The sequence below is a fragment of the Pseudoalteromonas sp. MMG013 genome, assembly GCF_018100885.1.
Taxonomy (GTDB): Bacteria; Pseudomonadota; Gammaproteobacteria; order Enterobacterales; family Alteromonadaceae; genus Pseudoalteromonas; species Pseudoalteromonas aurantia.
On sequence record NZ_JAGJEE010000024.1, the window covers coordinates 1 to 23,548 of the forward strand.

The following is a 23,548-nucleotide window of genomic DNA, read 5'->3' on the forward strand; positions in this document are numbered from 1 at the left end:
TTATTGATGATGAGTCTACTGATAGGTATATTCTAAAACGTGTGTTGAAAAAATCAGATAAGACGGGCCAAATATTTGAAGCATCTAATGGTCAAGAAGCTTTGTTGTTTTTGGCCGAGCATGAGCGTGGCATTAAAGCATTCCCAGACTCCTTTCCACCATTAATTGTATTTTTAGATATCAACATGCCAATTATGGGAGGGTTTGAATTTTTGGAGGAGTTTTCAAAATTAAGGAAAAATAAAACGATCTATCAAACATGCTTTTTTGCGATGTTTACCTCCTCAGATATGCAACAAGATATTGAAAGAGCCGAGTCATTTGAATTTGTAAAAGGCTACATCTCTAAAGCAACCTTCACGTTAGAAAAGTATAAAGCGATTCTGGCTCAACTTAATTGAACGATGCGTCTTTTGTGGTTTACCTCCAATCTGACAATGTCATGTAGAAAAAGGTCAGATTGGAGCAAGCCTTTGTTTGTATTACGATTAAACTAGCACCCATTACTTGGCCAATGACAAATAAATGTAGCACCAGCCTTACCATCAGACTCTACTGTAATTTTGCCCCCTTGATGCTCTAATATTTTCTTCCCAATAGCCAAGCCCATGCCACTGCCTTCAACTTCATCTCTAGCTCTTAGCGTTTGAAATTGCTCAAATATAATATCTTGGTTTTTAATAGGGATCCCACAGCCATCATCTTCAATAAAGATACGATACATATTGGCTTGCTTTTCATAATGCACTTTAATGCATCCGCACTTATTTGGATGGTGTTTAACTGCATTCGAAATAAGAATATTGATAACTTGATTAAATAAAGTGCGTGGTAATGTTACCCGTCCAGAATCAATATCAAATTTAAAACGATGCGCATCAAATTGCTCAACACAATACACAACCGCTTCATTGAAATCAAAATCTGAATACGCTTCACTGTGTTTACCTACACGAGAGTACATCAGTAAGTCCGTTATCATTTGTTGCAGCCGTTCAGCTCGACTATTAATAAGCATTAGGTTAGTTTGACTTTCTTCATCGATATTCAAACCGATATCTTCTAATACCCAGGTAGTTAAATTCGCGATGGCATTGACTGGGCTTCTCAATTCATGAGAAGCCAGATAAATAAAATCAGCTAGTTCCTTTTTGGCCAACTCAAGCTCCGACTGCAAGCGCTTATTTTCTGTTTCGAGGCTTTTGTCGCTCATGACTTTCAAATTATTTTTGATAGCAGTTGTCCTTCTTTAGTTTATGCCTACTTAAATACATAGTCGAAAACCGAGAAATATGTATTACATGCTTATTATATTGTAGTAACACAAGTAAAACATATACAAGCCAGCTCACACTTCCCCCTGAAGCAATGATTTATAAGTCTGTTACACCATACCGCTAGACATCAGTGGCAATAACCATACTAACACCAGGTAATTAATGGCGCACACTTTCAAGTATTATGATGCATCGTCTCCCTAAGGTTGGTTATGCTGGAATTCACCTACCAATATAATAGGCACTATATTGGCAAAGCCTAAGAACAATATTTGGGCAAAAAAATACCCAGCCTAGCTGGGTATTTACAAAAATTAACTTTATTTCGTCAATTATAGAATTTCTAGTAACTCAACATCAAATACAAGTGTTGAGAAAGGTGCGATTGATGCACCTGCGCCACGCTCACCGTAAGCAAGCTCATGTGGAATGTATAAACGCCACTTTGAACCAGCAGGCATAAGTTGTAGTGCTTCAGTCCAGCCAGCGATAACGCCGTTTACTGGGAATTCAGCAGGCTCACCACGATCATATGAGCTATCAAATACTGTACCATTGATTAATGTACCGTGATAATGAACACGTACTTTAGAATCAGCTACCGGCTTTTCACCTTCGCCAGTTGTAACAACTTCATACTGAAGACCTGATTCAGTTACAGTAATTTCAGTGCGCTTTGCATTTTCTTCAAGGAATGAAATACCTTCAGCTGCAAGTACTTTAGATTCTTCTTCACGACGAGTTTGAATTTCAGTATTGATTTTTTCAAATGCAGCTTGGATCTCAGGGATCTCAACACGCATTGCTTCACCAGCATAAGCGTCTTTCATACCTTCAAATACTGAGTGCAAGTTTAAACCTTCAAAAGGGTTTGCTTTAAGTTGCTCACCCATTTGTAAACCAATACCGTAGCTTGCTTTTTCAGCATCTGTATTAAATAAATCTGACATTCTTAATTTCACTTTTTTGTTTCTATTAAAAGACCCGCGCAGTGTAACATAGCCATTATCGAGTTTAAATGCGATTAATCGAGCTTCTCAGCTTGCCATTGCTTGATTTGCAACACAGTATAAGTGGCAAAAGGCAAGCTAACGAGTAACCCGGCGATTAATTCAGCACTGTACCCTGATAGTGTTTCAGAAAAGTAATAACCAAACCCAAACACACCACAGAGACTGATAATTATCGCGCTTAATAATGGTGATAGTTTCTCATATTTACTGATCAAGTGACCGACAAGTAAATTAAATAGAAATGTATAGACGAGGGTAGTTACTAAATTAGGGTCTTGCTGGCCATCAATTGATAATACCAAAGCCATTTCCAAGCCACTTAAATAAAAGAAACTAAATACTATCCACAACGCACAATGTTTAACTAAATCAATAGACATACAAGCTCCAAACGAAAAAAACCGCCGTTAGGCGGTTTTTAGAATGAGGTGGCGGAGAGATAGGGATTTGAACCCTAGAAGGGCTACAAACCCTTGCCGGTTTTCAAGACCGGTGCTTTCGACCACTCAGCCATCTCTCCGTTGTTGGCGCGAATACTAGTGGTTTTTTATGGCAGTGTAAAGAAAAACATAATTTTTTTGAATTATTAATAATACTGTTTCGGTCTGCGAGCAAACCACGCCCCACACATACACAAACAAAATAAGCCTAAACTCACCAATGTAAAATTGATTGCAACTACAGAAAACTCTTTAACGGGTAACGCTACATTAAGTGCTAATGGCAATAAAGAAAGGCTACCAACAAATAGCAGTACTTTTAACGCGCGATAAAATTCGAATCGACGGCTATAATTCATCCATCCAGACAAAGCGCTAACAATAACTCCGGATGCAATAAGTGCAAGTTTGACTTCAGACGTATTAGAAAAGATATACGTACTTATTAATGAACCTATTAAGCCCCAACTAAGCCATACCCACCAGCTTTCTCGTTCTTTTAAAAATAAATTACCCATGATCTGACTTCTATTATTGTTTTTCAGACAGCTATAGATTACCAAATAAATCGGGCATAAAACAACCATTGATATAATATTCATAATTAGCGCTAAGCCTTGACGGATATAGGCGCATTTAAAACAAAAAAGCCTTAGTTTACACTAAGGCTTTTTTAAATAATGCAATAATAAATTATGCAGATTTTTTACGTTGAGAAGCTTTTTGAGCCTGTTTTTGTTCTTTTCTCTGACGAAGTACTTCTTGTGCTTCGTGGCCGATATGCCCTTCTCCGCGCTCCTGTGCTAATTGAATTTGCTTTTGACGCTCAGCAAATCGTGCGCGTTGCTCGTCGGTTAAGCTATCATGACAATGATGACAAGACACGCCTTCCATGTAGTGCTCTTGCTTCATTTCTTCTTCAGTAATAGGCATACGACATGCATGACATTGCTCATATGAGCCTTTTTGTAAATCATGGTCCACTGCAACCCGGTTATCAAATACAAAACATTCGCCTTCCCATAATGTTTCTTCTTTAGGGACTTCTTCTAAATACTTCAGTATGCCGCCTTCCAAATGATAGACTTCATCAAAGCCCTGCTCCTTCATATAAGCCGTTGATTTTTCGCACCGGATCCCGCCAGTACAAAACATAGCCACTTTTTTATGTTTTTCAGGGTTGAGGTTATTTTCCGCCCACTCTGGAAATTCTCGGAAAGTTTTCGTTTTTGGGTCGATAGCGTGTTTAAAGGTCCCAATTTCAATTTCATAATCATTACGAGTATCAACCACTACGACCTCAGGATCTGAAATAAGCGCATTCCAGTCTTGTGGTTTAACATAACTACCAACGACTTCTAATGGATCAATCCCCTCAACACCCATAGTAACGATTTCTTTCTTAAGTTTTACTTTGGTGCGATAAAAAGGGCAAGTTTCATCAAAAGACTCTTTAGAAACAATATTATCTAAACTAGGTTGTGATTCTAACCATGCTAGTAACGCATCAATTCCTTCGCGCTTTCCAGCCACGGTACCATTTATTCCTTCAAGTGCTAATAACAATGTGCCACGCACATCGTGTTGCTCCATGACATCATGTAATGGTTGACGTATTTGTTCAAAATTAGGTAACGATACAAATTTATAAAGTGCACATACTACAAACGGTTTAGACATTGATATTCCTATAATCAGCTTTTTTTGTCTATTCTTGGGTTTTTTTTGACCCCATAGATCATTTAACCGGAACGTAAATCCGGCGCTAGAGCGCGTATTGTACGGATTTTTGTTTTAATTGCAAAAACCTTGCTAACAAAACGCTTTTTACTATTAGTGAACGGCTTAGCTTTGCTATAATGGCCTGTCATAAAAAAAATTGTTTTGGAGAAAAACGCTTTGCACTTTACCGAACTGGGCATAGACACCCGATTAGAAACACAACTTGCACACCAAGGGATCACTTCACCAACTGAGATCCAAAGTCAGGCAGTACCAACCGCGATTGCTGGCCATGATGTGTTTGCTCAGTCTAAGACCGGATCGGGGAAAACGCTCGCGTTCTTGCTACCTGCAATTCACCGCGTTATGAAACAACGAGCCCTCAGTAAACGAGACCCTCGAGTGCTCATTATTGCCCCAACTCGGGAGCTTGCAACCCAAGTATTTTCGCAATGCCGATTGTTAATTGCAGGAACCAGTATATCGGTTGTAAAAGTACTCGGTGGTGAAAACTTTAATGACCAAGTTAAAGCATTGCGTAAAGATCCCCAAATTGTCATTGGTTCTCCGGGCCGGATTGCCGACCATTTAGAGCAGCGTTCATTACAATTGTCTGGGCTAGAGCTTCTTATATTTGATGAAGCCGATCGCATGCTTGATTTAGGATTTGCTCCACAATTAAATCTCATTAATGAACAAGCTAACCACCGACTGCGCCAGACATTATTATTCAGCGCGACACTCGATCATGCACAGGTAGAAGTTACGTCTCGCAATCTTTTACGTGCACCTAAAAAGATCATTTTAAGTGATGCGCATCAACAGCATGGTGATATCAAACAAACATTATTCTTTGCTGATCACCTTGATCATAAAGATGCATTATTAAAACACTTCGTGACCCAAGATAACGTAGGGCAATGTATCATTTTTACCGCAACGCGAAATGACACCGTGCGTATAAGTGAACTGCTGAATACACTGAAGATTAAAGCGGTTGCCCTTGCTGGTGACTTACCGCAAAATAAACGTCTCGATATTATGGATACATTTAGTCGAGGTTTATTTAAAGTCTTAGTAACGACCGATGTGGCATCTCGAGGTCTTGATTTGTTAAGTGTCACTCATGTAATTAACTTTGATTTACCCAAACAAGCCGAAGAATATGTCCATCGTATTGGCCGTACTGGCCGCGCTGGTTTCAAAGGCACCGCTATCTCATTAGTTGGCCCAAAAGATTGGAACAGCTTTGTTGCCATCAAAAATTACCTCAATGATACATTATCATTTGAAAGTGTTGATGGGCTAGAAGCTAAATTTAAAGGCTTTAGACCACCAAAACCTAAAACTACAAAATCAGAAAAAGTAAAACCCGCCCAACCTAAGGCGGCCAAAAAACCGCTGAGAAGAAAGCCAACAAAGCCTAAAAAGGCCATCCCTGCCCCATTTGATATTGACGGGCATGCTCCATTACGTCGTAAACCAAAGCCAACAGAGGAATAACCATGCTGGGTAGCATTCAAAATTTAATGATCAATGAATTATGTGCCGAAGGCGCATACCTAGACGGTCGCGAGTTAGGCGAGGTTTTTTTACCTAAAGCTGAAGTTGAGTCTCATCTAGAGCTAGGTGATAGCATACAAGTCTTTATCTTCCAAGATTCTCAAGGCCATATGACCGGAACCACGCAGACACCCATTGCACAAGTGGGTGAATTTGCACTGTTGCGCGTAAAAGAGATTAACAGCTTTGGGGCATTTCTTGATTTGGGTATCAGCAAAGATATCCTCGCGCCTTTCAATGAACAAAAACCAAAAATGCGCGATGGTCATAGTTACTTAGTTAAGTTATATCTTGATAATGCGAGTCAACGATTATGTGCTTCAAGTAACATCAATAAATTTGTTAATAAAATAGAGCCCGAATATACACCACTAGAAGAAGTCAATTTAATTGTCGCCTCAAAAACTGATATTGGTTATAAGGTGATTATTAATGAGCAGCATTTAGGTGTTATATTTTTCAATACTATATTCAAGCGTATGTTTATCGGCCAAAAGCTTAAAGGCTTTGTCAAAACAGTACGCGAAGATGGTAAAATTGATGTCGTACTTGAAAAGCCAGGTATGGCAAAGGTGACCGGTTTAAGTGAGCAGATTTTAGCAGAACTCACTGCCAAAGGTGGCTTTATACCCCTTGGTGATAAGTCAGATCCAGAACTCATAAGAAAAACTTTCTCGACCAGTAAGGCAAACTTTAAAAAAGCAATTGGTGGATTGTTTAAGCAAGGTAAAATTGATATCGAAGCTAAATCAATTACCCTACGAAAATAATTTGCAATTATATCTAAAGGCCCACTATTCGGCGGGCCTAGTAAAGGCATTTGAGTGCATTTGCTCTTCCCTCTAAATTATGACACTTTTTTACAAATATACTACGTATTTATAGCTATACTAACACCCTGAATAAAAAGGATATGTATGAAAAGTACGATTGGATGTATCATTATCTGTATCACGCAAACTGGGTGTATTTTTGTGCCTAAGGATGTCACCTATTATGATGAAAAATGCCAAGTTTATGCGAAGAAGAGTACGCTTGAATCGTCAAACAAAATGATCACGCTAAGTGCATGTGGAAATGAAGTAACGTGTGGCGCAGCACTTGCGAGCGCAGGGTTAGTCAGTGCAGCTAGTTTGGTGGTATCAGGATCCATTTCTGTGATTGCCAACACGGTTTACTGGATTGAAAAAGAAAAAGGCTGTATCACTGACACGCAAAAGAAAGTACACCCTAAACAGCAGCTCGTACCAAAACCAACTGATACGTTACATGACATTTCTGTTAAGGAAGAAATAGTCACAAGTGGGCGCACCTAAAAAGCTTGAACTATTCATGTTATTCCAATGGTAAAGAACACTATATATTCAGAGCTTATGCAAACCGCCTAACTATCAAAAACCGTACAATGAAAATGCAACTAAGCTGTGTTCACTTAATGACTGTGGCTAATACATCCGAATAATTCCCCCATCATAAACCCCTGAACGACATTCCCTAATGTCGATGGTATGTACAATAGTGAAAAGTCGAAATTTGTAACGCATTTTTGCCACAAAGTACATACTTTAAACAATAAAGTGGGCAAAGTATCATAAACAACTTGTATGCTTTAGGTACCTTATTTGTAAGCCATTCATGAATTAATAATTACAGTTATATCTTATAATAAAATGTAATTTTGCTTACTTATGCGATAAGATTACCATCCAGCCCCTTTTAAATTATTACCACTATTCATAAATCTATGAATAGTTCCTCCCATTTACTAATTCAAGGAAAGACCATGCCCAAGCTTACCTTTTTGGCCTCATCCATTGCTGTTACCCTTGCTGTTTTGAGCACGAGTGCTGAGTCAACTGAGCAACAAATAAAATTAACCACAGAAGTAATAGAAGTTACAGGCACACGTAGAAGCTTACGAAGCATTTCAGAAAGCACTGTACCTGTTGATATTATAGGTATTGATGACATGGAAAGTTCAGGTCAACTTGAGTTGAGTCAAGTATTAACTACTTTGATCCCAAGTTTTAATTTTCCGAATTCACAATTGGCCGATGGCACTGATCATGCCAGACCGGCTGTATTACGAGGGTTAGCACCAGACCATACTCTGGTACTTATTAATGGTAAACGTCGCCATGCCGGAGCGCTACTTAACTTAAATGGCACCGTAGGGCGTGGATCATCCGCTGTAGATTTAAATACAATACCAACAGCTGCCATTAAACGCATTGAAGTGTTACGAGATGGCGCCGCCGCTCAATATGGTTCAGATGCAATTGCTGGTGTTATCAACATCATACTAAAAGATGCTAACCATGGTGGCAGCGTGTCGTTAACCTATGGGCAGCATGATACTCAAATGGCAGGCTCAGCGCAGCTAACACAAATCTATGCTAACGAAGCAGGAGATCTGGCCTTCAGAAAAGGCAGCGATAGAAAACGAGTTGATGGTGAGACAACCACTTTCAGTGCCAATATTGGCTTTAGACCGTTCGAACATGGATTTATTAATCTCGCAGCTGAACTAAGGGACAAAAATGCCACTAACCGCTCTGGTATTGACCAACGTGAACAATATTCGCGTGACGGAAACGATAATCTTGACACAAGAGAGTTCTCAGCACAGCGTTATAATCACCGCTTTGGTAAGCCAGAAACCCAAGACCTCGCACTATTTTACAATGCAGGTTTAACGCTTGATGATGATGCTCAGCTATATTCTTTTGGCAGTTACTCAGCCCGCGAAGGAAACTCAGGGGGATTCTTTAGACGTGCAAAAGACAGTAGAAATGTTTCTGAAGTATACCCTGATGGATTTTTACCTCAAATAGAGTCAGATGTAAAAGACCTTTCTTTTGCTATTGGTATTTCTGGAACTCATGAGAACTGGGATTATGATTTAAGTACAAATTACGGTCGGAATGAGTTTTCATTCGCGGTGGTCAATAGTATTAATACTTCTATGGGCCTTGCGAGCCCAACAGAATTCGATAATGGCGCGCTTATTTATGGACAATGGCTAGTTAATGCTCAAGCAAAAACAGATTTTGATTTAGGCTTTTACGACAGTGTATTTTTTACCGTCGGTGGTGAGTATCGAGATGAAAACTACAAGATCAACGCTGGCGAACTTGCGTCATACCTTACCGTGCTTGATTCACAAGGCCTACCTGTTGCCGCAGGAGGCGCACAAGTACTTGCTGGTTTCTCACCGGCCAGCGCGGTAAACGAATCAAGAGATAACATTGCATTGTTTGCCGAATTTGATACATATATCAATGAAAGCGTAAACGTCATATTCGCAACCCGTTTTGAAAATTATAGCGATTTCGGTTCAACATTAACGGGAAAACTAGCATCGCGTTATGTCGTAAACGAACAACTATCGTTGCGTGGTGCCATTAGTTCTGGATTCAGAGCGCCTTCATTGGCACAAACGTCCTATAAATCTGTAGCCACTGTTTTTGAAAATGGCGTGCCCAATGAAGTTGGCTTATTCCCCGTTAATACAGCTGCCGCCCAAGCGCTTGGCGCTAAGCCGCTAGAAGCTGAAAAGTCCACCAATATGACCGGTGGGTTTATTTATGAACGCGACCAATTTAGCTTTACGCTCGATGCTTACCAAATAGATATCAACGACCGAATTGTACTATCTGAAAACTTAAGTGGATCCGCGGTAGAGCAAATATTAACAGAGGCAGGTGAGAATAATGTTCAGCGGGTACGCTACTTCACCAATGCCATTGATTCTCGTACTAAGGGGGTCGATATAGTAGCGACTTACAATTTTGATGTTAAAAACCTAGGCCAATTAAGGCTCAGTGCCGCGATAAACTTTAATGATACAGACGTTACTAATGTCAAAGCAAACCCTGCAGAACTTTCAGCATTAGGTGAAAGTTATCAATACTTTGCGCGTCGCGAAATTGCCCGTTTTGAAGAAGGTACACCTAAAGACAAATGGAACCTTGTTGCAAAGTGGCACTATCAGCAATTTACGACAACGCTAAAAGCAACACGTTATGGAGAAGTGGTTGATTCATCGAGCAACATTGATAACGACGAGGTGCTTGCAGCAAAATGGATCGCAGACTTAGATGTCGCTTACCGCATTAACGAGCAATGGCGCATTGCCATGGGGGCAAACAACCTATTTGACCAATATCCTCAGGATACCGTTAGTAATATTGGATTTAGTAACTTTAATCAAATATTCCCCTACTCTGGCTTTTCTGCTTACAACACCGATGGGCGTTTTGTTTACGCGAAAGCATCTGTCACCTTTTAATAAGCCGTCATTAAAAAAGCCAAACAATAGTTTGGCTTTATATTTCTTTCAGTTTAAGAAAGACTCTAGTGCAGTGCAGCTGTAAATGGAATACTCTTACAGATCTCAGCTTCGGCAATTAACACCTCTTCTAAGCGTGTATCAATGAGCGCTTTGTCGAAGTATTCATACGCCAATTCAACAAATAGATTTTTATGCTTTTCTTCTGATTTAGCAATGGCCACATAAAACTCTTTTTCTTTGCCTTCAGGCAAAGCTTCTGCGACCAAAGAGAACCGTTCGTGTCCTCTCGCTTCTATAACAGCAGCAACCAATAGGCGGTCAATTAAAAATTCGTCTTTACCGTTTCTAAAAATGGCTCTAATTTTTTTTATATAAGGGTCTTTTTGATCATTACCTAAAATTATTTCTCGTTCATTCAGCAACTTTAACACTTGTTTAAAATGGATCATTTCTTCAATTGCGAGATCAGCCATCGCCTTCACTAATTTTATTCTGTCTGGATAATGGCTCAACATAGACATGGCCATACCTGATGCTTTCTTTTCTGCTGCGGCGTGATCTTGTAAAAAGGTGCCAAAGTCTTCAAGTACTTTGTGTGTCCATTCAAATGGTGTGTGATATTTTAATTCAAACATACTTACTTCTCTTTTATCCTACCTTTCTACTCATTCATAAATATCTAGTAAAAAGCACTAACTAAAAATTGCGTGCATTCTATCGCACATACCAGCGATGACAAAGGCTAAATTGGCGATAATAACACCGTATCTTTATCGACTTTGCCTTCTCGCGTAGAAGGCACTTTGAGTGGGTGTTTTATCATATTCCAAGCCGTCACTTTGCCCTTTTTATTCAAAAACGGCATTGTCGCTTGCGTTTCTACCTGTAAAAAATCAGCAAGCTGACTCATTGCATCATCCGTCGCTAAATTTAATTCAACATAATCGAGGTAGTGTTCATTGAAAAAATTAATCGCTACTGCTTTATGCTCATTGTAACACTGTGTTAGAAATTGATTATCGCTTGTATTATTAGGCGTGAGGCCATTAAACGTCGTTAAATAGCACCGTTTAATGGTGTCATTAAATCCACCTTGCTCACTAAATAAATTGTTCGACATCCGTGTTAATAACTGCGATATAGAAGGAAGCCACTGATCAAGGGCTCTATCCAAGTATATGTATTTGGCATCTGAATAGCGATTAGCTAACATTCGATAATCATTAAAGATTGGGGTGTCTGCTAAGACTTCAGCATTTTGAAACGTTTGTCTCGTATAAGCGGTATGTGCCGTCTTAAACCCCAGCTCTAAACATGCTACACATACGCTAGTTGTACCCGTTCTAGGCAGGCCCACTATAAACACTTTTTTCATTAAACGATATACACTATTAAACTCGTTGCACTGAGCCCTGATAATACCAAAAACGTTAACGCCATGCCCACGACTCGAAGTTTTAAATTCTCTCGCTTAATCGCTTGCCAATGAATAACCCTAGCTGCAAGAAACCCAACGCCAGCAGTATGCACTACCCAAGAGCTAATACCTTGAAACTCTAATATAAATAATAATATAAGGGTAAGCGGAGTATACTCACTAAAATTTGCGTGAGCCCTAATGGCATTCGTTAAAGACCGATTTCCACCATCCCCAAGCCCTACTTTTTGTTTTTTGCGAATCGCTATAATTTCAAAGCTTAATTTAATATAAAATAATGTAAGCAAAGCCGCATACAGGCTGATAGTCATTGGTCACCTTGCCATGAATTAATGTAAAGTGACCAATATAGCGAAAATAAACGTAGAGCACCGCTTTTTTTAGTTATCAATTGTGTATACCGCATAGACTTTGGCGTTTAGGGTTAATGCCCCAGTGTTGTAAGCTTGTTCAACATTTCCTGATGATGCATCCATCAGCTTCATTGACTCAGCGCGTGCGTATGGCGTACGAGGTGTTTCCATGGGCGAGAATGATACAGAATACAGGCCATCTAACTTAACTTCAAAATCACTCGCAAGCTCTTTTGCTGCCAATTTAGCATCCTTAATTGCCGCCTTGTTTAAGTCTTTCATTAACGTACTTCTATTACTGACTTCAAACTGGGTGTTATTAAACTCATTAATGCCAGCATCAACCAATTTTTTTAGTAATACAGGATAGTCCTCAAGCTTTTTCAACGTCAATGTGAGTGCACGGCTGACTCGAAAACCCTCGAACTCTTCTTGATTAGTTGTGCGATTATAACGAGTTTGCCTATAAACATTAAGCTGTTCAGCATGAATATCGTCCACTCGAATATGGTGAGACTTGGCGATAGCAATTGCATTGGCCATTATATCATCCACGGTTGCTTTTGCCTCTGGAAGCGCTTTACTCTTTTGCGTAATTGCAACTCGAATAACCGCCTGATCAGGTTGCACCTGCATGTGCGCATTGCCTTGGACATAAAGATGAGGCGTTAGTGGCAAAGAGCCTGCATAACTGTGTGCACAAAGCAGTGCTGCAACAATGGTCGAAATTAGTTTCATATTTGTATCCTTATATATTACTGCTAAACATTGAAACATAATGGCCTTAATCATGGCTGAATATTATAGGCATCTCTTAACCCTTGCTCTATAAACACCATCTCCTGTTTAAAAAACAGACCTTTATGTGCGTCAATAATCATTTGCTGCAAAGCGCTATTTTCAAGTGCTAGCTCGAACAAACTAACTGCCTTTCTGCCTTGTTCTGAGTTAGCACAAGCAATATAACCAAATATTGTGAGGTCCGCACTCTCTATTTGATGATAAGTCACGCCATCACGTTGTGCTTGTTGTTTATGATGCTCTATGAAAACTGACGTATATTCAATAATACCATCCAGCTTTCCTTGAATGAGCATTTCACGCAGCCGATAAGCACTATTAGCCCCCTCTCCTACAATCAAATTATTACGGTAGGTTGCTATGAAATCGTCTACTTCCTTTCCATAAGAACGCCCTTTAGTCACACCCACACGTAACCCTTTAGAAACGACAATATCTTTCAAAGAAAGCTTTTTTGGTAAATTAGGATGACCACGAAGGATCAACCTGTTGGCTGGAAATGCCATCAACGGATATTCAACAAACAAAGCGATTGCTTCACGCTCAGCTGTTTTTACTTTGTTATATAAGCAAATATTCGGATAGGTCTCAAGCTCACGCCACTCTCTAAGGCGGCTTGCTGGAATAAACTCTAATGACACTCTACCCTGAAGTTCGCGTTGCACGTTCAACAATAGCATCGTAGCTAAGTCTGTTGGTTCTTCACCTAAGCTTGGATTGTAATCTGATGCAATTTGAATTTTCAACGGCCGAGTATCCGCCATTGATGTAAATAAAACCAACGCTAGAAAACAGATTTTGAGCATTTATGCCTCCAGTTAGGTGAATAAAATGCGTATCTCCTTAGCACTTGAATTATAAGTATAGAGTATTTTTGATACAAAAAAGCCAGCATGTGCTGGCTTAAATAAAGTGAATTAGATACTACAACGTTTGTAATTTCTATATTTAGGTAACCAGTAATTTCGGTTAATAGCAGCCCAAATCGCATCATCATCCATTTCAAGCGCAACACCTTCTTCCATTGCGGCTTTAGCAACTGCGAACGCAATGCGTTTGCTCAGCGCTTCAATCTCAACTAATGCAGGAAGTAAACTGCCTTTACCAGTATTGGCAAGCGGTGACGACTCAGCCAATGTTTTACTTGAAACCATTAACATTGCGTCTGTAATGCGTGTCGCTTTAGCGGCAATAACACCCAGCCCAATACCTGGAAAAATATAACTATTATTACATTGTGGAATTGGGAATGTATTACCCTCAAATTCAACAGGATCAAACGGACTCCCTGTGGCAACAATCGCTTGTCCTTTAGTCCACTCAATAACATCTTTAGGGTGTGCTTCTACTTGACGAGATGGATTGCTTAGAGGGAAAATGATTGGCCGTTCACAGCCACTGTGCATTGCACGGATCACTTGCTCAGTAAATAATCCAGGCTGACCAGATACACCAATTAAAATATCAGGTTTTGCACAGTGCATAACATCAAGTAATGAAGCAAAATCACCACTGTAACTCCAATCTGCAAGTGCGTCTTTTGATTGCATTAATGCAGCTTGGAAATCACGTAAGTCACTCATACCTTCAGACAGTAATCCAAAACGATCTACCATATAGATTTGGCTGCGCGCTTGCTCGCTTGAAGCGCCTTCGGCTACCATTTGGCTAATAATTTGTTCGGCAATACCGCAACCTGCAGAGCCAGCACCTACAAACACCACCTTTTGTTCTGAGAGCTTTGCACCTTTAACACGGCAGGCCGCTAACAATGAACCAACAGTAACTGACGCAGTGCCTTGAATATCATCGTTAAAGCTGCATATTTCATTTCGGTAACGTTTAAGTAGCGGCATTGCATTAGGCTGCGCAAAGTCTTCAAACTGGAGTAACACACTAGGCCAACGACGCTTTACAGCATCAATGAACAAACCTAAAAACTCATCATACTCGTCTTGCCCAATACGCTTATGACGTGCTCCCATGTACATAGGGTCATTTAGTAACTTCTCGTTATTAGTACCAACATCTAACATAACAGGTAAGGTGTACGCTGGGCTTATGCCTCCACATGCGGTATATAATGACAATTTACCAATTGGGATCCCCATACCACCAATACCTTGATCTCCTAAACCAAGAATGCGCTCTCCATCCGTCACAACGATGACCTTGACTTTGCCTTTAGTCGCATTTCTTAAAATATCGTCTATTTGATAACGATCTTCATAAGAAATGAACAGACCACGAGAGCTGCGATAGATATCAGAAAACTTTTCACACGCGTCACCCACCGTTGGTGTATAGATGATCGGCATCATTTCTTCTAAATGGTCACGCACCAACCGATAATAAAGTGTTTCATTGTTGTCTTGAATAGCACGCAAGTATATATGCTTATTTAAATTATCATTGAAGCTAGAATATTGTTGATAACAACGTTCAACCTGTTCTTCGATTGTTTCAAAGCGCGGTGGGACCAATCCCGTTAAATTAAAATTCTCTCGCTCACTTTGGCTAAATGCACTGCCCTTATTAAGTAGCGGCGTTTCAAGAAGATTAGGGCCAGAGAAAGGAATATATAGATAATTTGGATCTGTTTTTTTAGTCATATTTGCAGGCTTGACACATTTTAAAAGGCTAAGAATTTATTATTGCTGAAAGTGACCAAATATCAATGAAATTCGTTCACATCAGACCAATACAATCGACTCTGTAAACACATTGTTAAGCGTAGTACAGAGCCAACTATTATAGCGTAATTCTTTTTGCAAACCTATGACTATTAATTACTTTCACCAAGAACAATACCTTCTCGACGCGGATCAGCGCCGCCTAAAAGCACACCATCTTGGATTTGGATCACATGCAGCCCAGAATTTAAGTCTCGTATTTGTACTTTATGCCCTCGGTGTTCAAATGTTTCTTTTTGCTCAACAAGATTTGTCCCCTTCTCAAGCGTTGTATAACGATTTCGATTCGTGATTTTTGGCAAATTGATGGCTTGTTGTGGGCTTAAACCCCAGTCGAGTATTCCAATAATGGTTTGAGCCACATAATTAATAATACGGCTGCCACCAGGGGATCCAACGACCAATTTCAAACTCCCATCCATGTTAAACACCATAACCGGCGACATCGAACTTCTTGGTCGTTTATTCGCTTCAACCCTATTTGCCATCCACTTGCCCCCTTTCTTAGGGCTGAGTGAAAAATCGGTTAGCTGGTTGTTCAACAAATAACCATTAACCATGACCGTAGATCCAAATCCCATTTCAATCGAGCTGGTCATAGATACTGCATTGCCTTCCTCATCTACGATAGAAACGTGGGTTGTTGACGGCAACTCATAACCATCATCTTTTGCGTACACTAACACGTCATTTTTAGGAAGACCGACAGGTACATGATGATCATCTTTATCAGTAATGAGTTGAGACCGCTTCTTTAAATAGCGAGAATCGAGTAATGCTTTGGTGGGTACATCAATAAAATCAGGATCGGCAACATAGTGATTTCGGTCCGCAAAAGCTAACCGAGATGCTTGAGTAAATAGATGCAATGCGTACGCATCATTCGCTTTATATTGACTCAGCTTCTTCGCTTCTAACAACTTCAGTATTTGCAGCACAGCGATCCCTCCGCTACTGGGTGGCGCCATAGAGCATACTTTGTATTGATGGTAAGGAATGCAAATCGCATCTCGTGTTTTACTCGTATACTTAGCCAAATCACTGAGCTGCAATGTCCCCGGCGCAATTGCCGAAGTTTGCACAGCATCGACCATCTGTTTGGCATACGGTCCACTATAAAATGCATCAATGCCGTTGTTAGCCACTTGTTGGTACAATTGTGCTAGCTCTGGATTATTTTTTAGTGTGCCAGTGGCTAATGCTTGACCGTTTGGATAAAAGTATTCCTTGGCCGGCGAGAGTTTTGACAAGCCAGGGTTAAAGTTCTTTTCGAGCAACATATTAAGCCTAGGGGAAACAACAAACCCTGATAAAGCAAGCTCAATTGCAGGCTCAAATAGCACTGACCAGTCAAGTTTACCATGGTCGTTATGCGCACTTTGGAAGGCATGAAGTAAACCAGGTACACCCACTGAGCGTCCGCCGACAACGGCATCAATCCAACGGACAGGCTTTCCTGTTTTATCTAAAAACAGTGTATGGTCAGCGCCTGACGGGGCTGTTTCCCTACCATCATACGTGATTAGTTTCTTGGTTTTGTTATCAAAATACATTAAGAATGTCCCACCGCCAATACCCGATGACTGTGGCTCAACTAACGTCAAGACCAGCTGAGTGGCAATAGCAGCATCAACTGCATTACCACCTAGGGCTAGCATTTTTTGACCTGCTTTAGTGGCGTAAGGGTTTGCCGCTGCAACCATAAATCTATTTGCGGTAACTTGTTGTTTGTTTTGTAGCCCCGTCGCCCCTTCTGGCTCTCGGGTTTCTCTTTGCTGTTTTCCTCCCGAAATACACGAAGAAACCAACAAAGTAGAGGTGATGGCGACGAGTAATGGCACAGACTTAATCATTTTATTCACTTTTGTATTGTTCTAAGCATTGGCATCATAAAAGTAAATAGGCACAATATGCAAAAAATAAAGATGCTTATAACCAAATTATTATGCTCGACTTACCTTTTGATAAAAAATATATTTTACCACCTCTTTGCCTAATATTGCTAAGTACACTGTTAATGCTGTTCAATAACAATGCATTATTAGAGTTTAACCGCAGCCTCATCGAACAACATCAGTGGTGGCGGCTATTCAGTAGTCAGTTTGTTCATGCCAATTGGACTCACTTAGGGTTAAATGTACTAGGTATTGTATTTATATGGATCCTTCATGCAGAGCACCGTAGCCCGGTTTGTTTCGCGTTACATACGCTATTTTTAGCAATTTGGACCGGTACAGGCATATGGCTTTTTTGTCCTGATATCAATATTTACACCGGATTAAGTGGCTTGCTTCATGGCGTAATAGTTTGGGGGGCTATCAAAGATATCAGCGTGGGAATGCGCTCGGGCGCTTTACTGTTCATTGGCATTTGGATAAAACTAGGTTGGGAGCAATGGCAAGGTCCTAGCGCTGATGTTGGCGCGTTAATCGAATCACGTGTTGCGATTGAAGCACATTTAATTGGTGCTCTCGGTGGTTTGTTGTTAAGTGCGACGTTACTCTACTCCCCAAAAAAAGACAACTAGACTAGAAACTTTCTAGGATAAAATAAAAAACGCCAACTCAAAATGTTGGCGTTTTATACATGCAGCGTACCTTATAAAATCATAAATTTTCTTTAAATAGCTTGTATATACGGCGATATTCATCTAACCAACTAGAAGGTTGTACAAAACCATGGGGCTCTACGGGGTAAATAGCCGTTTCAAAGTCTTGCTTTTCAAGTTCAATTAATCGCTGTACGAGTCTTACTACATCCTGAAAGAATACATTGTCATCAATCATTGGTGCATTGATCAACAAGTCATTCTTCAAGCCTTCGGCATGATAAATCGGTGAACTTCTGCGATATGCAATTGGATCAACATCAGGGTGATTCAAAATATTCGAGGTATAGGGTGTATTGTAGTATGCCCAATCAGTTACAGGACGCAGTGCTGCACCCGCCTGGAATAAATCTGGTTGCGTAAACAAAGCCATAAATGTCATAAACCCGCCATATGAACCGCCATACGTGCCGACTGCATTGGTATCAACATTCGCATGTTCAGCCATCCATTTAACGCCATCAGCTAAATCTTCAATTTCTGGTTTACCCATTTGACGGTAAATAGCGGTGCGCCAATCTCGACCATACCCTTTTGATGCGCGATAATCCATATCCATAACTACGTAGCCTTCACTTGCTAACAGTGAGTGGAACATGAATTCACGAAAGTACCCAGACCATCCCATGTGAGAGTTTTGTAAATAACCCGCTCCATGATTAAAGATAACGGCTTTACGTTTTTTACCGACTTCACCTTCAACATAATCAGCCGGATAGTACACTTTGGCATACACTGGCTGTTCGGTGTGACTTGAAGGCACTGCCACTATTTTTGGCGCAATCAATTTCTTATTCAAAAATGCATCTGATACAGTATTCGTCAAACGCGTTACCTGCGCGTTCGTTTTAGCATCGGCCACATATAGCTCATTCGGCATCATTATTTTTGAATGATTTAGAAGTAGCTTTGATTCATCCGGACTCAAACTATAATCGGTCATACCATTCAAGTCTGTGAGCGTTTCTTTCACGCCTGTATTTGGATCTACTCGATAAATTTCATATAAACCAGGGTGCTCAATATTCGCTTTAAAGTAAATTGCGCTATCGTCTTTACTCAATGTTAAATGCGAAACGACATAATTACCTGACGTTACCTGTTTAGGCTCCCCCGATAATGGCTTTATGTATATGTGGCTATAGCCTGACTCTTCAGATAAATAATAAAGTGTGTCTGAATTATTCAACCAGCCAAAATCATTGTATGTATAGTTTACCCATGCGCCATCATGCAAACGATGCTGTGGCACAAACTCATCTGCATCAAAATCTACAGTTGCAATCCAGCGGTCTTTGTTATCCCATGCTTCAAGCATAACAGCGACCTCAGTTCCAGATTGATTCCATTGAATGGCACTTTGATCCCAGCCCCAATCGCTTATCAAGTTAATAGCACGAGGTGCTTTAACTGCTTTGTATGTCTCTCCTAACGCTTTCGCATTCTCAGCTTTGACAGCGGCCAATACGTCCTCATCAAAACCAGGTAACGAATTATAGCTCAGGGTAACTTGATTATTTCGGGCCAAGTCAAGTAGTAGCACGTCGGAACTTGTTGCTTGTGCTTGCGCTACACGGCGACGCGCTTTAACAGGGTCGATATCTCCATTTTGGCTGACATAGTTAGGCATAATGTCAGTAGCCGCTCGCCAATCTGCGTTATTTGCTGTAACTACAATCAATTTATCACCTGCTGGTGATAAACTCGCTGATACTAGATACTTGTCTTTCCCCAAGTAAAAATGACTATTCGCGATCGTCGTATTCTGTTGTTTAAGTTGCTCTAGGCGCTGTTCTTTGTCTTTGCTATTTTTATGCTTTAAAGCAACATACTGAATCAGATTATGCTGCTCTTGTGCTATATAGCCTGTAGGCTCCAACGTACCTTTAGGCGCATCATCTAAGTGCAACTTTACTAGCTCTTTTGATTGGCCGGTATTGATATTAACGGTATAAAAAGTATTTCCAACTCGATATGCAATATCACCCGTTAGTAAAAACTTCAGCTGAGAAGCACTTTCCGATGAGAAGGTAAGCTGTTTTATTTCACCAGAGCTAATGACTTTTACAAATATATTACCCTTAAAAGTATATGCCTGATGTTTTGCATTATCAGAATATATTGCGTTATCCGCACCAATAGAGTGCAACTCTGCCAAAGTTACAGGAACCGGCGCGCTATTGTTAGCTACGATAAACGTATCTTTTAAATCAGTTCCTTCTTGCTTTTGTTTAAACACAACAGTGTTACTATCAGCTGCCCAAAATGCACTTTGTGGACTTCTCCCTAGCCAATCTGGGTGAGCCATCGCTTGTTCTAATGTTATTTTTTCACCACCAAAGTCGACGGGGGTGGTGACAACGGCAGCAGGTGTTATTTGTGGCTGAACCTTGTTAGAGGAGTGACTTGTTGTTTGGCAACCAGTTAAAAATAAACTTGATGCTATAGCGGCTGAGATAATAGATTGTTTAATCATTGCGCTTCTGTTGTTATGAAAATTGTCTCATTTAAGCAAATATGTCTTCATATTTCGACTTATTTAAGACTAACAACCAAGTTTCAAGATAAAAAAAGGCCAGTAAAGGTTACTGGCCAAATACTCTCTGCGCTCACATAATCGTTGATGGACAACGAGTATGAAGTGAGGCCTATCCACGCCTCATAAAATAAGACCGCCGAAACCACAAAAGAGTTCCAAATTAAATAAAACTTTTTACGAAATGTAACCATCTTTTATTAGTAATAAAAGCACACTGCTTACTATGATCCATAAAATCATAGCCATAGCGAATGGCCGCCAGCCAGTTTCTATGAGTACTTTTCTCGAAACGCCAGCACCAATCAAGAATAAAGTCGCAACCAAGATGTGTTTTGCCCCCGAGTAGACACTCTGCCAAACAACTTCGAACTGCTCAAACCACGTATTGCATAATGCCGCAATTAGAAACCCAAATATAAATAGTGGAATGCTGGCCTTTTCATCACTTTTCCAAAATACGCCAGCCAATGCTGTATAGGGAATTATCCACATCGCCCGCGTTAACTTTATCGTTGTTGCAATACCCACCGCCAATGGGCTAAATGTTGCCGCCGCTGCAACCACACTACTGGTGTCATGAATAGCCAGTGCAGCCCAAACAGCAAATTGCTGATCTGAGAGTACGAAGTAATGGCCAATAAGGGGGAATATTATAAGGCCTACCGCATTTAACAAAAACACCACTGCAAGCGCAACAGCAATTTCATGTTCCTTGGCTTTAATAACTGGCGCCATAGCTGCAATGGCACTTCCGCCACATATTGCGGTACCAAAAGAGATTAAAATACCGGTGTTTTTATTTAGCCTAAATAGTTGAGTCAGTATTTCTCCTAAACCAATTATTGCGGTAATGCTAACAATGGTTAACACGATTGAACTGCGACCGACTTCTAGTACATCATATATATTGACATTAAAACCGAGTCCAATCACTGCGACTTTCAGCATCCATTTACTGACTTTGCTACTCCAAGCCTCCATGGGGTTTCCCCAGCACCACGTAAACAGCATCCCCATGGCAAGGGCCAATGCGGGTCCAACTAAGGATGTAAAACTCGCAATAAATAACAACAAGAAACTACATTGACTAAAAGTCATCATATGCCACGTTTTTAAATCCAAAAAAAGCCGGATATTAAATCCGGCTATTGGTTAATTTAGTATAAGTTGGTGCCCAGTCGCGAGTACACCAGGGTAGTACTCCTCTGGCAGAAATTCTGCAAGTTCACCTAGCTTTTCTCCCAACTCATGCAGCGAGTTAGCTGACACATTAATGTGCCCCATTTTTCGACCAGGCTTCGCAGTTTTACCGTACCAATGACTCGTCACGCCATCGACGGTTAATACCGTACCCGGAATGCTTTGCTGACCCAACACATTAATCATCGCTGTCGGCCTAATCAAGGAAGTCGAACCCAACGGCAATCCAGAAATTGCACGCATATGGTTCTCAAATTGACTTGTATGACAGCCCTGTTGTGTCCAATGCCCTGAATTATGAACACGTGGCGCAATTTCGTTAACCAGCAGTTCCCCTTGTACATCAAAAAACTCGATGGCTAAAACACCCACATAATTAAGCGAATTGGCCAATGCATTAAAAGCATCTTCAGCTTGTTGCTGAATATCATTTTTCTCTTTACCTGCAATCGACAAGGTCAACACACCATCCGTATGTTGATTTTCAGTCAATGGATAGATTTTACACTGTCCGTTACGATCACGAACACCAATAATCGATACTTCACGATCAAATGGGATCATTTTCTCAGCAATAATAGAATGTGGATTCAGTGTTGTACCTGTCGATAAAAACTCAGCCATTTCTAGCCAGATTGACTCAATATCCTCGACTGATTTAACACGCCACTGCCCTTTACCGTCATAACCGGCTTGACACGTTTTGACAACCATAGGCAAAGCCAATTGTTCTACGGCATCTAAAAAGTGCTGTTTTTCGGTGATCAATTTATAAGGCGCACATTTCACTGCTGCTTTATCAAGTAACGCTTTCTCTTTGGCTCGATCACCGCCAGTCGCTATGGCTTGCGCACCTGGATAAAACTTCCCGCTGAGTGAACATTGTTCAAGAACATCATGAGGGATATGCTCAAACTCAGCCGTGATTGCGCAACTTGATGCAATCGCCTGTGATAACGATTGCTCACTAAGCTGACCGGTAACCGGATTAACGACCTTTTTAGTGCTAACGTCATACGCTAACACATGTAAATCTAAATGCGTCGCAGATAAACTCATCATCCGCGCTAACTGCCCTGACCCTAAAACTAATATATTCATATTATTCAGCTGGATTCGGGTTAGCTAGAATTGTTTCCGTTTGCGCTTTGCGGAACGCTTCAACTTTTTCGAAAATCTCCGGTTGCTGACAACCCAAAATTTGCGCAGCAAGCAATCCAGCATTAGCAGCACCTGCATCACCTATGGCAAGGGTACCAACAGCAACACCTTTTGGCATTTGACAAATAGAAAGTAATGAGTCAACTCCGTTTAATGTTTTAGATTTAACGGGAACGCCTAATACGGGTAAACTCGTAAAAGCAGCAGCCATACCCGGAAGGTGTGCAGCACCACCTGCGCCTGCGATAATGACTTTAATACCACGCTCAGCAGCAGTGGATGCATAGTCAGCCAATAATTGAGGAGTCCGGTGCGCTGAAACAACTTTCGTTTCATACGCAATGCCAAATTTGTCTAACATATCTGCTGTATGCTGCATGGTAGGCCAATCTGATTTTGAACCCATAATAATGCCAACCGTCATAGTAAATCCTCGGTAATAGTAA

At 40.6% G+C, this 23,548-nt stretch carries 22 protein-coding genes and 1 tRNA gene; 6 read left to right on the top strand and 17 right to left on the bottom strand.

The annotated features are described in order from the left end of the window. Window positions 1-401 (top strand): response regulator (locus tag J8L98_RS18035; RefSeq protein WP_210997577.1); only part of this gene is annotated, 401 nt, incomplete at its 5' end. Window positions 402-493: 92 nt separating this feature from the next. On the opposite strand, the gene J8L98_RS18040 is transcribed toward J8L98_RS18035, so the two are convergent. From J8L98_RS18040 to J8L98_RS18065, 6 genes are all read right to left on the bottom strand, one after another. After that, window positions 494-1,213 carry a HAMP domain-containing sensor histidine kinase gene (locus J8L98_RS18040; protein ID WP_210997578.1) on the bottom strand — a complete coding sequence of 240 codons (720 nt, stop codon included), beginning with the start codon at window positions 1,211-1,213 and terminating at the stop codon, window positions 494-496. Between the two features lie 396 nt (window positions 1,214-1,609). Next, window positions 1,610-2,227, bottom strand: a complete 618-nt coding sequence (locus tag J8L98_RS18045) for an FKBP-type peptidyl-prolyl cis-trans isomerase (protein WP_210997579.1) — start codon at window positions 2,225-2,227, stop codon at window positions 1,610-1,612. A 74-nt stretch (window positions 2,228-2,301) separates the two neighbouring features. Further along, entirely contained in the window at window positions 2,302-2,670 is a 369-nt protein-coding gene (locus tag J8L98_RS18050; RefSeq protein WP_210997580.1) for a hypothetical protein, read from the bottom strand. Window positions 2,671-2,719: 49 nt separating this feature from the next. Then, window positions 2,720-2,810: transfer RNA gene (locus J8L98_RS18055), tRNA-Ser, on the bottom strand. Between the two features lie 66 nt (window positions 2,811-2,876). Continuing rightward, window positions 2,877-3,248 carry a hypothetical protein gene (locus J8L98_RS18060; protein WP_192507414.1) on the bottom strand — a complete coding sequence of 124 codons (372 nt, stop codon included), beginning with the start codon at window positions 3,246-3,248 and terminating at the stop codon, window positions 2,877-2,879. 175 nt (window positions 3,249-3,423) lie between these two features. Then, a complete protein-coding gene (locus J8L98_RS18065; protein WP_210997581.1) occupies window positions 3,424-4,410 on the bottom strand; it encodes a rhodanese-related sulfurtransferase in 987 nt (328 codons plus the stop codon). Between the two features lie 219 nt (window positions 4,411-4,629). Between J8L98_RS18065 and J8L98_RS18070 the strand changes: the two genes are divergently transcribed. The 4 genes from J8L98_RS18070 to J8L98_RS18085 all read left to right on the top strand — a co-directional run bounded on the left by J8L98_RS18070 (window position 4,630) and on the right by J8L98_RS18085 (window position 10,306). After that, on the top strand, window positions 4,630-5,955 hold the full coding sequence (locus J8L98_RS18070) for a DEAD/DEAH box helicase (RefSeq protein ID WP_210997582.1): 1,326 nt from the start codon (window positions 4,630-4,632) through the stop codon (window positions 5,953-5,955). Continuing rightward, window positions 5,952-6,785: a S1-like domain-containing RNA-binding protein gene (locus J8L98_RS18075; protein ID WP_210997627.1), complete on the top strand. Its 834-nt coding sequence runs from the start codon at window positions 5,952-5,954 to the stop codon at window positions 6,783-6,785. The genes J8L98_RS18070 and J8L98_RS18075 overlap by 4 nt, the downstream gene beginning before the upstream one ends. A 147-nt stretch (window positions 6,786-6,932) precedes the next feature. After that, window positions 6,933-7,331, top strand: a complete 399-nt coding sequence (locus tag J8L98_RS18080) for a hypothetical protein (protein WP_210997583.1) — start codon at window positions 6,933-6,935, stop codon at window positions 7,329-7,331. A gap of 467 nt (window positions 7,332-7,798) precedes the next feature. Next, entirely contained in the window at window positions 7,799-10,306 is a 2,508-nt protein-coding gene (locus tag J8L98_RS18085; RefSeq protein WP_210997584.1) for a TonB-dependent receptor, read from the top strand. Between the two features lie 65 nt (window positions 10,307-10,371). Here the strand turns inward: J8L98_RS18085 and J8L98_RS18090 are convergent, their stop codons facing one another. From J8L98_RS18090 to ggt, 7 genes are all read right to left on the bottom strand, one after another. Next, window positions 10,372-10,944, bottom strand: coding sequence for a tRNA-(ms[2]io[6]A)-hydroxylase (locus J8L98_RS18090; protein ID WP_192507409.1), 573 nt, complete (start codon window positions 10,942-10,944; stop codon window positions 10,372-10,374). A gap of 107 nt (window positions 10,945-11,051) precedes the next feature. Then, window positions 11,052-11,684, bottom strand: coding sequence for a sulfotransferase (locus tag J8L98_RS18095; protein ID WP_210997585.1), 633 nt, complete (start codon window positions 11,682-11,684; stop codon window positions 11,052-11,054). Further along, window positions 11,684-12,058 (bottom strand): MAPEG family protein, encoded by a 375-nt coding sequence (locus tag J8L98_RS18100; RefSeq protein WP_210997586.1) that lies wholly within the window; start codon window positions 12,056-12,058, stop codon window positions 11,684-11,686. Before J8L98_RS18100 ends, J8L98_RS18095 begins: the two co-directional genes overlap by 1 nt. Before the next feature lie 69 nt (window positions 12,059-12,127). Beyond that, the gene (locus J8L98_RS18105; protein ID WP_210997587.1) at window positions 12,128-12,838 is read right to left on the bottom strand and encodes an SIMPL domain-containing protein; all 711 of its coding nucleotides are present in this window, start codon (window positions 12,836-12,838) and stop codon (window positions 12,128-12,130) included. A gap of 50 nt (window positions 12,839-12,888) precedes the next feature. Then, a complete protein-coding gene (locus J8L98_RS18110) occupies window positions 12,889-13,707 on the bottom strand; it encodes an ABC transporter substrate-binding protein (protein WP_210997588.1) in 819 nt (272 codons plus the stop codon). A 111-nt stretch (window positions 13,708-13,818) separates the two neighbouring features. Next, window positions 13,819-15,513: an NAD-dependent malic enzyme gene (locus J8L98_RS18115; RefSeq protein ID WP_210997589.1), complete on the bottom strand. Its 1,695-nt coding sequence runs from the start codon at window positions 15,511-15,513 to the stop codon at window positions 13,819-13,821. A gap of 173 nt (window positions 15,514-15,686) precedes the next feature. Beyond that, window positions 15,687-17,447, bottom strand: a complete 1,761-nt coding sequence (gene ggt / locus J8L98_RS18120; RefSeq protein ID WP_210997590.1) for a gamma-glutamyltransferase — start codon at window positions 17,445-17,447, stop codon at window positions 15,687-15,689. Window positions 17,448-17,539: 92 nt separating this feature from the next. Here ggt and rrtA point away from each other — a divergent pair, with 92 nt between their 5' ends. After that, the gene (rrtA, locus tag J8L98_RS18125; protein ID WP_210997591.1) at window positions 17,540-18,121 is read left to right on the top strand and encodes a rhombosortase; all 582 of its coding nucleotides are present in this window, start codon (window positions 17,540-17,542) and stop codon (window positions 18,119-18,121) included. A gap of 79 nt (window positions 18,122-18,200) precedes the next feature. Here the strand turns inward: rrtA and J8L98_RS18130 are convergent, their stop codons facing one another. The 4 genes from J8L98_RS18130 to purE form a co-directional block, all read right to left on the bottom strand. Then, on the bottom strand, window positions 18,201-20,678 hold the full coding sequence (locus tag J8L98_RS18130; RefSeq protein WP_210997592.1) for a prolyl oligopeptidase family serine peptidase: 2,478 nt from the start codon (window positions 20,676-20,678) through the stop codon (window positions 18,201-18,203). A gap of 237 nt (window positions 20,679-20,915) precedes the next feature. Next, entirely contained in the window at window positions 20,916-21,842 is a 927-nt protein-coding gene (locus tag J8L98_RS18135) for a putative sulfate exporter family transporter (protein ID WP_210997593.1), read from the bottom strand. 51 nt (window positions 21,843-21,893) lie between these two features. After that, window positions 21,894-23,042: a 5-(carboxyamino)imidazole ribonucleotide synthase gene (locus J8L98_RS18140; RefSeq protein WP_210997594.1), complete on the bottom strand. Its 1,149-nt coding sequence runs from the start codon at window positions 23,040-23,042 to the stop codon at window positions 21,894-21,896. A 1-nt stretch (window position 23,043) separates the two neighbouring features. After that, entirely contained in the window at window positions 23,044-23,526 is a 483-nt protein-coding gene (gene purE / locus J8L98_RS18145) for a 5-(carboxyamino)imidazole ribonucleotide mutase (RefSeq protein WP_192507398.1), read from the bottom strand. Window positions 23,527-23,548: the final 22 nt, after the last annotated feature.